Below are 14,540 nucleotides of genomic sequence, written 5' to 3' on the forward strand. Positions count from 1 at the left end.
GATTATCAACCGTCGGGATGCGATATGTGGAATAATCAGATTTCGCCCATCTTGCGCAGCTCGGCTTCGCAGACCTCCAGTTCTTCGTAGAAGGCCTCGCCGAAACGACGGATCAGCGGCGTTTTGAGGGTTTTGTAGAGCGGTTCGCCTTTGGCGGCGCCGAGCACTTCGGCCGCGCGGCAGATCTCCCAACGGTGGTACTGGAGACCGGTCATGCCGTTCGACAGCTTTACCAGTCGGATGGGGTAGAGGTGGCATGAGATAGGCTTGCGGAACGGCGTGCGTCCTTCGCTCCACGCCTTCTCGATGGCACACCAGGTGATGCCGTTTTCGCGGATCGTGTAGGCGCATTCGGCTCCGTCGACCAGCGGGGTGGTCAGGTCACCGTCCGGATCGAGCACGGCAACGCCCTGTTCTTCGACCGAGCGGCGTCCTTCGGGGGTCATGTAGGGGGCGTAACGGTCCCATTCGTCTTCGAGCAGGGCGATCTCCTCCTCATCGAGCGGGGCGCCGGCGTTGCCCTCGACGCAGCATTCGCCGCGGCAGGCTTGCAGGTCACACGAAAAACGGGCGGTAAAAAGGTCAAGGCTGATGATTTTGTCGTCTATCTGTATCATGGCGGGATGCGTTGGACGGGTAAAGGTAATATTTTTCTATCTTTGTGTCCGTTGAACCAAAATTATTGTGTCGATTATGTTGCAACGTATTCAAACGGTCCACCTGCTGGTGGTCGTGGCTCTGATGGTCGTGATGCTTTTCCCGAACTACGCGACGGTGACGATGGGCTCGGCGCTGCCGGCCGGCGTGACCGAAACGGTCGGTGCCGACAGCTCGATTACCCGTGTGACCGTACCGACCGGGGTGCATGAGGAGATGACATTCAGCCTGCTGGGCGGTATCCGGCTCAACGGCGAAAAGGTCGTGCCGACTACCTATATGGCGGTGCTGGTATTCGCGGCGCTGGCCGTGGCTTTCGTGACGATCTTCCTCTACCGCAAACGCTGGGTACAGGTGCGGCTTTGTCTGGTGCTGGCGATCATGATGCTCGGGATCGAGGCGTTCATCATCATGTACATCTATAAACTGAAGGATGTGCTGGACACGATGCTGCGCGACTATGCGATCAAATACTCGATTGTCGATCTGCTGCCGATCGTGGCGTTGATCTTCGTCTATTTCGCCTTCCGCGGCATCTCGAAGGATATTGCGCTGATTCGTTCGCTCGACCGCATCCGTTAAGCCTTTTCGGAGCGTGTGGCTGGTAGCGGACGGTAGAGGGGGCGAATACAGCAGATTGTTGTGTACTTCCTCCGATCCCGCGCGTTGTAGCAGGCTTGCAGCCGTTCGGATTGCTTGTTCCGAGAAACGAATCCGTTGACTTGAAAACGAGCGTCCTCGCCAAAATGTTCGTTTGGCGGGGACGCTCGTTTTTTGCTTAAGACCGGCTTTTAAGGGAATTCTCAGAAACCTGTCGGGCAAAAGAAGTTCAGATTACGTGACGGGGAAAACTGCGCTATCGGTTCCTGTCTGACGGCTGTTTTTATTCATCCCGTCCTACGAAAGCAATGTGTTTCAGCGGCAGTCTGTTCTTGTCTTCGTCGCTCATTTTAGGGTAATTGTCTTGCCACATCTGGATAAATTCTTCGCCGTCAATCAGTTTTATGTATGTTTTGCTGGTCAACGCTTCGGCTCGGGCTTGCTGGGAGTAGGTGCCTGAGGTGACGAATAAGGCGATGTCGCCGTCGCGAAGAATACCCAACAAACTGCGAATGTCTTTTGCAGAAATGCTCTCGTCGGGTTTGTGCTTCACTTGAACCTTGATTCTGGGGGTCTTTGCACCGAGAGCGTCGATGTAGGCAATCACGTCCACACCGCCGTCACGGCCCTTGGGAGCGACAAACGGCGTGTAGTAACCCATGGCACGGAGAAGTGCTGCCACCATGTCCTGAAATTCGTAGGGATTTTTTGCCCTGATATATTGGCGGATTCCCTCGTTGGCTTGTTCCTCCAGTTGTTCGATGTTTATAATCAGTTCTTTTTCGGGAATTTCATCTTTCACCGTATCGTCATCCCCGTCCAAGTCTTTTTCCTGTCTCCACTGGCGATAAGCAGCATTGGCATTGCGTAAAATCTGTTCGGCGCCGAGTTTGAGTGCCTCTTCGCCCTCTGACGTGAGGTACCACGCGCCCTGCTTTTTCAGAATGTAGCCTGCTTTGTTGTAATCAATGGAATAGAATTGTGTCGTACTCCACCATCTGACATACTGCATCTTGCCTGCACGCTCCAACTCCCACTCCGTGAACTTGACATGCTTCTGTATAATGTCGTTGATTTCTTTCGTGGCAACTGTTCCGTCGTGGGCTTTCATGTATTGCATCACGGCGTACAGGCATTTTGCGGCACATGCTGCTGACGGGGATAGTGGCTTCATAGTTGTTTCCTGGATATTGATGTGGGTGGTGTAGCTGGGATGCTTCGGGGGCTTGTGGCTTTGTCGGGGCGTCGTGGAGGCGGCCGTTTAATCGTTGTTGTAGCCGAACTGCCGCAGCGCACGGTCGTTGTCGCGCCAGTCTTCGGCTACCTTCACGAAAATCTCCAGAAAAACTTTCTTGTCCAGAAATACCTCCAGCTCCTTGCGGGCTTCGGTGCCGATCTTCTTGAGCATGGCGCCGCGGTGGCCGATGATGATCCCCTTCTGGGACTGTCGCGCCACGTAGATCACGGCGCTGATGCGGTCCATTGTCGGGCTCTCGGAGTAGGATTCGATGGCCACTTCGGTCGAGTAGGGAATCTCCTTGTCGTAGTTCAGCAGAATCTTCTCACGGATGATCTCGCTGGCAAAGAAACGCAGGCTTTTGTCGGTCAGCGTGTCTTTCGGGTAGTAGACGGGGCCTTCGGGCAGCAGGGCGACGATGCGGCGGATGACGGGTTCCACGTTGAACCCCTCGCGGGCCGATACGGGAATGATCTCGGCAGTAGGGATTTCGCGGTGCCACCACTCCACGAGCGTTTCGAGTTTCTCGGGGGTGGTCAGGTCCACCTTGTTGACCACCACGATCACCGGGATGTTGTCGGCGGCCATGGCCTGCACTTTGGCCAGAAAGTCGTTGTTCTTGTCGGGCTGCTCGACGGTGTCGGTCACGTAGACCAGCACGTCGGCGTCGCTCAGTGCTCCGGTCGAGAAGTTGAGCATCGACTCCTGAAGTTTGTACTTCGGTTTGAGCACGCCGGGGGTGTCGGAGTAGACGATCTGAAAATCGGGGCCGCTGACGATCCCCATAATCCGGTGGCGTGTGGTCTGTGCCTTGGAGGTGATGATCGACAGGCGTTCGCCGACCAGTCGGTTCATGAGGGTCGATTTCCCGACGTTCGGGTTGCCGATGATGTTCACGAAACCCGACTTGTGCGGGGTGGGGGTGTTGTTCTCGGACGCTTGTGCGGGATGTTTTGCGTTTCCTTCCATGTGTGGGGACGTTTGCGAAAAGCGGACGGGAAGGGTGTCGTATCTTGCACTCCCCCGCCCGCCGGTCGTTTATCGGTCGTTGCTTTGGGCAAAGTAGTTGTAGAAGAGCGGGATGGTGGCGATGCCGCGGTAGAAGTTTTCGAGCGGGTAGTTCTCGTTGGGCGAGTGGATGGCGTCGGTGTCGAGCCCGAAGCCCATCAGAATCGATTTGATGCCCAGTACGCGTTCGAAGGTGCTGATGATGGGGATGCTGCCGCCGCTGTAGAAGGGTACGGGACGGCGTCCGAAGGTCTCTTCCATGGCGCGGGCTGCGGCCTGATAGGCGGCTGAGTCGGTCGGGGCGACGTAGGGGTATCCGCCGTGCAACGGGGTACATTTGACGGTCACGCCGTAGCCGGGGGCGATCTTCTCGATGTGAGCCACGAACTGTTCGGTGATTTTGTGGTAGTCCTGCCCGGCCACCAGGCGCATCGACACTTTGGCGTGGGCCGTGGAGGGGATAATGGTCTTGGCCCCTTCGCCGGTGTAGCCGCCCCAGATGCCGCAGACGTCGAGGGTCGGGCGGATCCCTTTGCGTTCCATGGTGGTGTATCCCTTCTCGCCGCGGGTCTCGTTCAGGCCGATGGCGGCGGCAAAGGTGTTCTCGTCGAACGGGGCGGAGTTGATGGCGGCGCGTTCGTCGGCGCTGAACTCCCGCACGTCGTCGTAGAAACCGGGGATGGTGATGCGGCCGTCGGCATCGGTCAGCGAGCCGATCATCTGGCAGAGGGCGTTCACGGGGTTGACCACGGCGCCGCCGTAGAGACCCGAGTGGAGGTCGCGGTTCGGGCCGGTGGCTTCGATCTCGACGAAGGCCAGACCGCGCAGTCCGCAGGTGATCGAGGGGGTCTGCATGCCCAGCAGCGAGGTGTCCGAAACGAGGATAATGTCGGCCTGGAGCATCTCCTTATGCTCGGCGCACCAGGTGGTGAGCGATCCGGAGCCGATCTCCTCTTCGCCTTCGAACATGAATTTGACGTTGCAGCGGAGGTTGCCGGTGGCGATCAGCGCTTCGACGGCCTTGACGTGCATGAAACCCTGTCCTTTGTCGTCGTCGGCGCCGCGGCCCCAGATGCGCCCCTCTTTGATGACGGGTTCGAAGGGCTGGGTGTTCCACAGTTCGATGGGGTCGACCGGCATCACGTCGTAGTGGCCGTAGACCAGTACGGTCGGGGCTTCGGGCGAGATGATCTTTTCACCGTAAACGATGGGGTTTCCTGCGGTCGGGAAGATCTCGGCCAGATCGGCGCCTGCCTTGAGCAGTGCACCCTGGAGCCATTCGGCACAGCGCAGCATGTCGGGTTTATGCTCCGATTGCGAGCTGATCGAGGGGATGCGGAGGTATTCGAAGAGTTCGTCGAGGAACCGGTCGCGGTTCTGTTCCAGGTACGGGGTCAGTTTGTCCATATGGGTGGAAATTGTGATTTGTCGGTTGTAAAATTCAAATATACGAAATTCCCGGGAGTTGGCAAATCGGTTTGATGAGGCCGGAGAGATGAGGGTGGAGGTGGCTTTTGTTGGACATGCTATTGTTGAGGTTGCGAACGGTCTGTAGCAATTGCACAGCTGGCTGACCTTGAACAATAGTTCGATAATCCAATCCGGCGTGGGGGCAGTGGATGAGATGCAAACGAGGCGTTCAGTTGGCTGTATGTGAAATATGTGGGGCGAAGGACGGCTCAAATTATTTCAGTAGCTGAGGGTACGAATCGAAAATTCCCTTATCTTTAACATTCAAACATTACGAAAACCAACGGAACCATGAAAAGATTCTTATTCAGTGTAGTCCTCCTCGTGGCAGGGCTGATTGTCGCTCCGGTGTCGGCACAGGATGATGAGGCCGCCGCCGTTGTCAAACGTTACGAACAGGTCACGGGGATCGACCAGCTGACCCAGGATGAGGCGAATCATGTGATGATGGAGGTGGTGGCAAACATGCAGGGTATGTCGATGCCGATGAAAATCATCAAGGCTCCGGGGAAAATGAACATAGACATGGCGGTGCAGGGGCAGCCCGTAAAGATGATCATCGATGGTGACCAGGGGTGGATGAGTGTGCCGGGCGAGGGCTCTGTGCCGATGCCGGAGGCAACGCTCAAACAGCTCAAGGAGCAAACCAATGTCAGCCAGAATTATCTGTGGAACGCCCGGGATTACACATATGCCATGGCAGGCGAGGTGCAGAACGGCAGCAAAACCTATGTCGGAATCCGGATGACACCGCGCAAACCGCAGCCGGGACTGGAAAATCTGGTGGTCTATTTCGACAAGGCGAGCGGGTTGGTCTGCTACCTGACTTCGGAGGTCAGCGTCGCAGTCCAAAACGGCTCGGAGCCTCAACGGATGTCGGTACGAATGGATCTCGGAAACTTCAAAACGTTCGGGAAGGTGAAACTGCCCTCGGAGTATCGGGTGCAAATCAACAATATCGAGACGATGACCATGCGGATCAAGACATTGGAGTATAACTATCCGACCACGGACGAGATGTTTGCCAAACCCGAATAGGCGTGGCGTATCGATATGGTAGTAACGGCCGTCCTCTGCTCACTCAGAGGACGGCCGTTACTGTTGTCAGAGGAGGGGAAATCGGGAGGAGGGTGAGGTCCGAACATTACCACAGTGCGAAAACGCGTATGGGAAAAATGAGTGGACGGATGGCTTAAACAATGGGAGGGGCGGTGAGAAAACGCAAACCACAGTGTGTAGAGTCGCTGTGGGTGAGGTCGTGGGGGCTATTCGAGACCTGCTGATGATATATGGATTGTGCAATAGGGCATAGGATGCGGCTGTGATTCCTCCCGCGCGCTACATGTCTCGGCTTTGGTAAGAGTCTCTACCGAAACCGTTTCCAACGAAAACGACCCGACACCCATTCGGGAAAACGATTTCCGGGAATGGGGCGCGGGTCGAATGGAAGTCAAAAGGTGGCGGCGGGACGCTGGCGAGGCTCTTGTTGTTTCCAGTTGGTAAATGAACAGGATGCAGAGTTCGTCAGGAATCTGTCGGGGGATGAGGTCTCCTATACGGGCCTGTCCGGCGCAAATGCTTTGCCGCGAGGGTTAAAAGCAGAAGGTGTTGACGCTGTTGGCTGCGAGCAGCACTTCGGTCGTGCGGCCGTCGATTTCGATGGCGAGGCGTTTATCCTGTCCCTCTTTTTCGACACAGAGTACCACGATGCTGCCGTCCGGATTCCGGAAGGCCAGCGCTTCATCCATGTCACCCGTCAGTGCGATGCGTTCGGCTCCGGGGCGCACGAAGCTGCTGATGTGTTTCATCAGGTAATATTCCAGCGTGTAACGGTACTCGGCGGTCGCAGGATCGACCACAACCAGCGAATTCTGGGCCCATCCCCAGCGGCTGATGCCGCCCTGATCCAGTGCGATGTTCCAGTAGTCGTAGATCGATGCCCCGTTGTCGAGGTAGTGTTTGAGCAGGTCCCAGCTGTGGAGCATGCCGACCCAGCAGTTTTTGCCGTCGCCGCACTCCTGTTCGGTTTGCAACAACAGCATTTGCGGGTATTTTTCGTGAATGGTTCCGATGGCACCTTTCCCGGCCCACTGGAAACCGACACCTTTAATATACGGTCCGGCTTTGGGGTCTTGCAGAACGGTGTCGACCAGCCCTTCATTGGCCCGTTCGACAGTACCAAACATCACGTCGATACCCTTTCCCTGCATGGCGGGGCCCAGGTAGTTGCCGATAAATTCGGTTAGTCCGCGGGCCGTCCAGCAGCAGCTGGGGTAGATTTGCGGCGAGTTGAATTCGTTCTGAGGCATGACGCCGAAAATCGGGATCCCTTCGGCGGCATAGGCGTCGATGAACTTCGAGAAATAGAGGGCATAAGCCTTCAGGTAGTCCGGTTCGAGGATGAACATGTCGGTGCCTTCATAGCCGACTTTGTCGGCCGGGAGCCCGTTGCGGTATTTGGGGTCGTACTCCTCGCCGGTGTAGACCGAGGCGTAGTGGCCGTTGTGTTTCATCCACGACGGCGGGCACCACGGCGAAGCCCACAGCTTCAGGTCGGGCTGCCACTGGCGGGCGGCACGGATGAACGGAATCAGGGTCTCGTAGTCGTTGGCGATCGAGAAGTTCTCCATGGCGAAGTCGCCCGGGGTTTCGTTGTAGGAGTACCAGTCGCGCGAGAAGTCGTTGGCGCCCACCGGCATGCGGCAGATGGTGAACTGTGCGCCGACGCCCGGGGCGAAGAGCTCCTGCATAACGGCCGTGCGGTCGGCCGAGTCGAGTCGGCTAAGGGCCACCCAGCCCAGCTCGTTGAAGCAGGCGCCGAAGCCTTCGATGGTCTGGCGGCGGTTCTCAGGCGAGGTGTTGACCACCAGACGGAGGGCCGATTCGGGCAGCGACGAGGATTCGTCGGTGACCTCCTGCCACGGTTGTGATTCCGTGGTGCGGATGTGGGTGACGGATGGCGAGCAGGAGGCCAGCATGCCTGTCGTGAGGACAGAAAGCAAAAATCGTTTGTTGAGAGAATTCATAAAATAACGGTTTGGGTTCGAATTCAGTGGTTTTACAGCGGTTGAATTTACGGAAAAAATCGAACACTTGGTATTGTCAACTTGCTTTATTTCAGAATAATGACTATTTTTCGAAAATCAGAATCCAAACTTTTAATATGAAAATTTACAGTAACAGAAAGCAACCGTTCGGAACCGAACGATTTGGCTCTTTTGCAGTTTCGATGCTGCTCGGGGCTGCACTTCTACCGGGTTGTACGAAACAATTACCCGACCACTATGTGCTCGAATCGCCCGACGGAAAATTGTCGATCGAACTGTCGGCTGGCCGTGACAGCGTCTGGACCTACTCCTTTACGGCCGACCAAACCCCGCTGATCGAAGCCTCGACGCTCGGTTTCGTGACCCCGGAGGGTCGGCGGATTCCTGCCGCCGGGTGGACCGTAAGTGCCGTTGAAGAGCGCGACGCGGACACCGTATGGCGTCCCGTGTGGGGCAAACGTGCCGAGGTGCCCGACCGCTATCGCGAAGTGGCTTTCGAACTGGTCAATCCCCAGCAGACGGCCGAACGACTGCGTATCGTGGCGCGTGCCTATGACGACGGGGTGGCTTTCCGTTACGAAGTGCCCGCTGAAGACGGAGCCGCAGCGCTGCCCGCGGTGACCGAACAGACCGATTATCGTTTCGGTGGAGATTATACGGCCTGGTTTTATAATGGAGAGGATCGCAATATCGGGCCCGAACTGCTGACCGAAACGAACGGCACCCGCCTGCCCGTAATGACCGTTCGTGCCGGTGACAAAGCCTATATGGCCCTGCACGAAGCTTTCCTGCAGGAGGGCGACCCGCTGGTGTTGCAGTCAAAGGCCGGACAAACGGAATTCGAAGTGGTCGACCAGCCCGATACGCTGGCTCCCGGCTACGCTTCGGCCTGGCGAGTGGTGCTCTACGGCCGTACGCCGGGTGAGTTGACCGACTCCCACCTGATTGAACTGTTGAACCCCGATCCGGCCCCCGGGAGCGACTTCTCGTGGGTGAAACCCGGTATGGCCGTTTGGGACTGGCGCATTAATGGCGCCGTCTGGGATGGGTTTACCTATACCATGTCTTACCCCTCGTGGATCCGGATGGTCGATTTTGCGGCCGAACAGGGCTTCTCGTACCTGGTGCTCGATGCCAACTGGTACGGTCCCGAATTCGGTTCCGACTCCCATCCGACCACGGGCGACAAGGCCAAGGATGTGCAGCGGCTGATCGCCTACGCCAAAGAGAAAGGCGTTGGTATCTGGCTTTACCTCAATGATGTAGGCGGCCGCGGCTATCCGATCGAAGAGACCCTCCGTCAGTATGGCGAGTGGGGTGCTGCCGGCGTGAAGTATGGCTTCATGAGCGGCTCGCAACGCGACAAAAACCCCTGGACGCAGAAAATCACCCGTCTGTGTGCCGAAAATCATCTGCTCGTCGATTTCCACGACGGTCCGGTACACCCCTATGGGCAGATGCGTACCTGGCCCAATGCCGTGACCCGCGAATACTGCCATGCTCAGTTGGATGGTCACCATGTGTTTGTTCCCTCGACCTTCGTGACAAGCGTCTTTGTCAATATGGTGGCCGGCCCGCTTGATATGAACAACGGGATGTTCGACCTGCGGCAGGGCAATACCACCCGTGTCGATGAGAGCCAGCCTGTACCCTCGACCCTCGTGGCCGAAGCGGCTCGTACGCAGATTGTCTTCTCGGGAGCCACCATCCTGCCCGACATTCCGGAGTACTACCGTAAATATCCGAGTCTGTTGAACTTCCTTTCGGCACAGCGGATGCCGTGGCGCGAAAGCCGCACGCTGGCCGGTGAAATCGGACAGTATATCGTCATGATGCGTCAGGCAGCCGACGGTGCCTACCTGGTGGGGGCCGCCACGAACGAAGAGGCACGTGACGTCACCCTGTCGCTCGACTTCCTGGGCGAAGGCCAGTACGAAGCACAGATCACCGAAGATGGCGACGGTGCACACTACCTGACCAACCGCGAAGTGCTGAAAACCCGCACCGAGCAGGTGACCGCAGCCGATTCGCTGACCCTGTCGATGGCTCCCGGCGGCGGTGCCTGCGTCGTGTTCCGTCAGAAATAGTTACCTCAGCCGATCGGTCGGGTAGAGGCGGGCGGCCTTGCCCGACCGACGTGTATGGGGGTTGATGGAGTGGGGCTGTGTCTCCTGTGTGGCTCGCAGCAGGCGATGTAGGGACGCGATTCGAATCGGGTTGTCGGACAAATACGCCGCGGCGGAACAACCGTTTCTGAACAGTCGAATGTTCCGAAGGGGGCACACTGCACACACCATCTCCTCTTTTGAAACCAATCCAAACTCACCAATATCCATGAAGAAAATCTTGTTACTGGCGACTGCCTGGCTGACCCTCGCCACGAGCGTCGAGGCCCGGGAGTACCACGTATCGGTCAAGGGCGACGATTCCAATCCTGGAACCGAGAGCGCTCCGTTCCGTACTATCGGAAAGGCGGCCGACTATGCCTGTCCTGGCGATGTGATCACCGTTCATGCCGGCACCTATCGTGAATGGGTGAACCCGCCGCGCGGTGGCGAAAGCAATGATCGGCGGATTGTCTACCGGGCCGCGCCTGGCGAACGGGTCGAACTCAAGGGATCGGAACAGATCACCGGCTGGGAACGCGATTCCGAGCACCGCAACCTTTGGAAAGTCACCCTGCCCGACACCTTCTTTGGCGATTACAACCCGTATGAAGATTCGATCCGCGGCGACTGGTTCTACGACCACGGCCGGATTCACCACACAGGCGAAGTGTTCCTCGACGGGCGGGCGCTCTACGAAAAAGAGTCGCTCGAAAAGGTGCTCCAGGCGGCCGAAGAGCAGCCCGATTGGGTCGGAACGTGGTATTGCAGCCGCTCCGACGGGCAGACGACCATCTGGGCCGACTTCCGTGGTGCCGACCCGAACCGTGCGCTGGCCGAGATCAGCGTGCGCCGGACCTGTTTCTATCCTTCGCAGCCCGGCATCAACTACATTACTCTCAGCGGATTCCACATCAGTCAGGCCGCAACGCAGTGGGCGGCTCCCACGGCCGAGCAGATCGGAATGGTGGCGACTCACTGGAACAAGGGCTGGATCATTGAGAACAACGTGATCAGCGACTCGAAATGCGTGGGCATCACGCTCGGCAAGGAGCGTGCCACCGGCCACAACGTCTGGCTCGAAGACCCCTCGATCGACGGATCGTTGCACTACATCGAAGTCACCTTCCGGACGATCCGCGCCGGATGGAACAAGGAAAACATCGGGTCGCACATCGTGCGCGGCAACGTGATCTCCAACTGCGGCCAGGCCGGTATCTGCGGCAGCATGGGCGCAGCCTTCAGCGTGGTCGAAAACAACCACATTTACGACATCTGGACCCAGCGTCAGTACAGCGGTGCGGAGATCGGCGGCATCAAGTTCCACGCGGCCATCGACACCCGTATCGAACACAACCGCATTCACAATACCTGCCGCGGCATCTGGCTCGACTGGATGACCCAGGGCACGCGCGTGAGCCGCAACCTGCTCTACGGTAACGACTCCGAAGACCTCTTCTTCGAGGTCGATCACGGTCCCTTCCTGGTGGACAACAACATTCTCGGCTCGCCCGTGAACCTGCGCGAACAGTCGCAGGGTGGGGCATACGTCCACAACCTGTTTATGGGCAAGATCTTCCACTTCACCGAGGCGACCCGTTACACCCCCTATTTCCTGCCACACTCGACCGAAGTGGCCGGCCTGTCGATTATTCCCGGCGGCGACGACCGTTTCGTCAATAACATCTTCGCGCCGCAGATTCCCGAAAATGCCGACAAGATTCAGGGCGTGTATGGCTTGTCGCCCTACGACAAGACGGCCTATCCGATGCTGGTCGAAGGGAACGTCTATTATCGGGGCGCAACGCTTTCGGCTCACGACAAAAACCGCGTGAGTGCTCCCGAGTTCGATGCTACGGCCATGATCGAACAGACCCCCAAGGGCGAAGTCTACTGCTCGTTCTCGACAGTCGGACTTGATACGCTGCAGACCCGTCAGGTCGACACCGAAATGCTCGGCCAGGCGAAACTTCCGCGGCAGGCCTATGAAGATCCGGACGGCAAGCCGATCACCATCAGCCGCGACTTCCTGAATGTGACCCGTGCGGCGAAACCTTCGCCCGGACCGTTCGAATCGATTCCCGCTGCCGGACAAGTCCGCGTCCGGGTTTGGTAGACGTTTCAGTCCGCATATTCCTCCTTCGCACGGTTCGGCAGGGTGCTCCGCTGATGCGCCGCAGCCGCATGGCGAAAGAGGTGCGGTGAACTCACAGACAGACACTTTTCACTTTTGGATATTTTTTTGTTGACGATATGAAGAAACGATTTTTCCGTATCCCGAATCTCCGCACGGGGATCTTCCTCGTGGGAGCGGCGCTGCTGGTGACCGCATGCGGCTCCGGCAGGAATTACAAACTCCAGAACCAATTTCCCGAATCGGAGACCATCGAGTATGCCCAGACGGAACTGGGCCGGTGGCTCGACTCGCTCCGGCAGATCGGTCCGGCTGCGACCGAAGCCTCGTTCGAGTTCCGTTGCGACCCCTCCTTCGAAGCGGCCGGCAAGTTTGCCTATGCCTGCGACGAGCAGGGACGGGTCGTCTTCACGGCCAGCGATCCGATCGGCATTCTGCACGCCATTTACACCTACTTCGAAGACCTCGGCGTGGTGTACGATGTGACCGGTGCGACGCTGCCCCAGTCCGTAGCGTGGGACAAACTCAACGGATCGAGCCGCGAAGTGACGCCCCACGTGCGTTGGCGTGGTATCCGTCAGCACGTGAACTTCCCGATGGACATCTCCTCCTATCCGATCGATCAGGCCTCCGAGTATCTCCAGAATCTGGTGCGTCTGCGGTTCAATAAACTCGTCGTACACAGTTATCCCTACCAGTGGTATGAAGACAACGTCTCGACCGATACGACCGGTTGGGCCGGGGAGTTTTTCTACGGCAACACCCACAACTTCTCGCGTTCGCCGCTGCTGAAGGAGATCGCTACGCTGAACGATTCGATCTTCTGTATCCCGGCCGCCGAACCGGTCTACGCCGACCGTCCGCAGCGCAGCCGTGCCGCCATCGAGTGGATGGGCCAACTGCTTACCGAGGCCAAACGGCTCGGGCTGAAGGTGCAGTTCTCGTTTGAACCGCGCCAGTTCACCGTGGATCAGACCGTGCGCATGGCGCATAAGATTGTGGAAACCTACCCGCAGATCGACGAACTGGAGATGATCACCGAAGAGACCGGCGGATGGGGTGCCGGATGCACCGGCGACCAGGTGCGGCAGACCCTAAGTCAGTGGTTTGCTCCCGAAGTGGCTGCCGACAGTCTGGTCAACAGTTGCATCTCTGAACAGCAGAGCGACCTGGAGTATCTCTATCGTCAGATCGGTACCATCAGCCAGGCCATTGGTCAACTGGAAAAGGATTCGGCCTTCATGCAGCAGGTCGATGAACTGAAACTGGGGATCTATTGCAGCGTCGGACGCTTCATGGGGCCGGCCTATCGGTTGGCACGCCTGGCCGTTCCGACCCATCCGATCACCATCATGCCGTCGCACGGCAGCAAGGGAACGGCCGATGCCTTCCCGTCGGTGGTTCGCACGGCCGAGGATCTGGACATGACGGAACTCTACTCTTGGATCGAATTCGACGGTCTGATGTACCTGCAACAGAACGCCATCGACGGTATCGGTCGGCTGCTCTGCGATATGGATACCCTGGCCGGCTTCGATCAGTTGAACTCGGTATGCTTCAACCACTGGCGGACGGCCGAAAACCGGACCACCTTCCGCTATGCTTCGGAGGCTACGCTCGCAGCAGCTCCGCAGCCCGATGCCTTCTATGCCTCATATGCCACCCGTCTGGGGATTCCCGACAGCGAAGCCTATATCCGTGCGATGCACCTGATCGACGAGGCCGACCGCTATTCGACCGCCAATCTGGGTAACATCGGATTCTGCTGGGTAGGTGCCTGGCGCGGTGGCGGCTCTTTCCTCTGGATGGGCCCGCAGCAGATCGACCATGCCGACTCGCTCTACTTGGCTGCCGGACAGATTGTCGCCTCGCTTTTCGACGGCAGCATCCAGCCCGCCGCCCGGAAGTATCTGGTTCTGCTGGGCAACCGCCTCTCGACCACCGTGCAGTACCTCAAGGCGTTCCGCATCGCGACCGAATTGCGGACCATCCAAAAGAATGAGGACGGCAGTGTTTCGCCCGAAGAACAGAAACGTGCCGTCGATATTTGCGACCGCGCACTGGCCGGTTTCGAAGGCTATATGACCAGCTACGCCCGTCAGATGCCCGACCGCGGTAGCGAAGGTACGGTGATGAGCGTATGGTTCTCGCCGATGCAGGGACTGCGGGCACTGCGCAGTTCGCTGGGCGGGGTCGATGCCGACGAACCGCTGCACGGCGACGTGCCGCGCGACGAACCGCCGCTGCCCATATTTTATGAAGAGATCAAATAGTATCTCACG

At 58.0% G+C, this 14,540-nt stretch carries 10 protein-coding genes; 5 read left to right on the top strand and 5 right to left on the bottom strand.

Translation table 11 applies throughout. From position 1 onward, the window contains the following. Window positions 1–35: 35 nt before the first annotated feature. The gene (locus BQ5379_RS00175; RefSeq protein WP_071133569.1) at window positions 36–617 is read right to left on the bottom strand and encodes a DUF3109 family protein; all 582 of its coding nucleotides are present in this window, start codon (window positions 615–617) and stop codon (window positions 36–38) included. Window positions 618–693: 76 nt separating this feature from the next. On the opposite strand from BQ5379_RS00175, the gene BQ5379_RS00180 reads away from it, so the two are divergent. Beyond that, the gene (locus BQ5379_RS00180; RefSeq protein ID WP_071133570.1) at window positions 694–1,239 is read left to right on the top strand and encodes a DUF4293 domain-containing protein; all 546 of its coding nucleotides are present in this window, start codon (window positions 694–696) and stop codon (window positions 1,237–1,239) included. A 301-nt stretch (window positions 1,240–1,540) separates the two neighbouring features. Here the strand turns inward: BQ5379_RS00180 and BQ5379_RS00185 are convergent, their stop codons facing one another. The 3 genes from BQ5379_RS00185 to BQ5379_RS00195 all read right to left on the bottom strand — a co-directional run bounded on the left by BQ5379_RS00185 (window position 1,541) and on the right by BQ5379_RS00195 (window position 4,909). Next, complete coding sequence (locus BQ5379_RS00185; protein ID WP_071133571.1) at window positions 1,541–2,431, bottom strand: restriction endonuclease; 891 nt, start codon at window positions 2,429–2,431, stop codon at window positions 1,541–1,543. 87 nt (window positions 2,432–2,518) lie between these two features. Beyond that, complete coding sequence (gene era, locus BQ5379_RS00190; RefSeq protein ID WP_071133572.1) at window positions 2,519–3,463, bottom strand: GTPase Era; 945 nt, start codon at window positions 3,461–3,463, stop codon at window positions 2,519–2,521. A 69-nt stretch (window positions 3,464–3,532) separates the two neighbouring features. Then, on the bottom strand, window positions 3,533–4,909 hold the full coding sequence (locus BQ5379_RS00195; RefSeq protein WP_071133573.1) for a dipeptidase: 1,377 nt from the start codon (window positions 4,907–4,909) through the stop codon (window positions 3,533–3,535). 354 nt (window positions 4,910–5,263) lie between these two features. On the opposite strand from BQ5379_RS00195, the gene BQ5379_RS00200 reads away from it, so the two are divergent. Continuing rightward, window positions 5,264–6,010, top strand: a complete 747-nt coding sequence (locus tag BQ5379_RS00200) for a LolA family protein (RefSeq protein ID WP_071133574.1) — start codon at window positions 5,264–5,266, stop codon at window positions 6,008–6,010. A 554-nt stretch (window positions 6,011–6,564) separates the two neighbouring features. On the opposite strand, the gene BQ5379_RS00205 is transcribed toward BQ5379_RS00200, so the two are convergent. Continuing rightward, on the bottom strand, window positions 6,565–7,998 hold the full coding sequence (locus BQ5379_RS00205) for a glycoside hydrolase family 30 protein (RefSeq protein ID WP_071133575.1): 1,434 nt from the start codon (window positions 7,996–7,998) through the stop codon (window positions 6,565–6,567). Window positions 7,999–8,135: 137 nt separating this feature from the next. Here BQ5379_RS00205 and BQ5379_RS00210 point away from each other — a divergent pair, with 137 nt between their 5' ends. The 3 genes from BQ5379_RS00210 to BQ5379_RS00225 all read left to right on the top strand — a co-directional run bounded on the left by BQ5379_RS00210 (window position 8,136) and on the right by BQ5379_RS00225 (window position 14,531). Next, window positions 8,136–10,106: a glycoside hydrolase family 97 protein gene (locus tag BQ5379_RS00210; protein ID WP_071133576.1), complete on the top strand. Its 1,971-nt coding sequence runs from the start codon at window positions 8,136–8,138 to the stop codon at window positions 10,104–10,106. Between the two features lie 247 nt (window positions 10,107–10,353). Further along, window positions 10,354–12,240 (top strand): right-handed parallel beta-helix repeat-containing protein, encoded by a 1,887-nt coding sequence (locus BQ5379_RS00220; RefSeq protein ID WP_071133578.1) that lies wholly within the window; start codon window positions 10,354–10,356, stop codon window positions 12,238–12,240. 137 nt (window positions 12,241–12,377) lie between these two features. Next, window positions 12,378–14,531: a hypothetical protein gene (locus BQ5379_RS00225; protein ID WP_083377489.1), complete on the top strand. Its 2,154-nt coding sequence runs from the start codon at window positions 12,378–12,380 to the stop codon at window positions 14,529–14,531. The last annotated feature ends 9 nt before the right edge of the window (window positions 14,532–14,540 follow it).

Origin of the sequence: Millionella massiliensis (genome assembly GCF_900104655.1) — a bacterium.
Taxonomy (GTDB): Bacteria; Bacteroidota; Bacteroidia; order Bacteroidales; family Rikenellaceae; genus Rikenella; species Rikenella massiliensis.

Coding starts and splice junctions, on each gene's coding strand:
- BQ5379_RS00210 (WP_071133576.1), top strand. CDS start 8,136: ATGAAAATTTACAGTAACAGAAAGCAACCGTTCGGAACCGAACGATTT.
- BQ5379_RS00225 (WP_083377489.1), top strand. CDS start 12,378: ATGAAGAAACGATTTTTCCGTATCCCGAATCTCCGCACGGGGATCTTC.
- BQ5379_RS00205 (WP_071133575.1), bottom strand. CDS start 7,998: ATGAATTCTCTCAACAAACGATTTTTGCTTTCTGTCCTCACGACAGGC.
- BQ5379_RS00195 (WP_071133573.1), bottom strand. CDS start 4,909: ATGGACAAACTGACCCCGTACCTGGAACAGAACCGCGACCGGTTCCTC.
- era (WP_071133572.1), bottom strand. CDS start 3,463: ATGGAAGGAAACGCAAAACATCCCGCACAAGCGTCCGAGAACAACACC.
- BQ5379_RS00175 (WP_071133569.1), bottom strand. CDS start 617: ATGATACAGATAGACGACAAAATCATCAGCCTTGACCTTTTTACCGCC.
- BQ5379_RS00200 (WP_071133574.1), top strand. CDS start 5,264: ATGAAAAGATTCTTATTCAGTGTAGTCCTCCTCGTGGCAGGGCTGATT.
- BQ5379_RS00185 (WP_071133571.1), bottom strand. CDS start 2,431: ATGAAGCCACTATCCCCGTCAGCAGCATGTGCCGCAAAATGCCTGTAC.
- BQ5379_RS00180 (WP_071133570.1), top strand. CDS start 694: ATGTTGCAACGTATTCAAACGGTCCACCTGCTGGTGGTCGTGGCTCTG.
- BQ5379_RS00220 (WP_071133578.1), top strand. CDS start 10,354: ATGAAGAAAATCTTGTTACTGGCGACTGCCTGGCTGACCCTCGCCACG.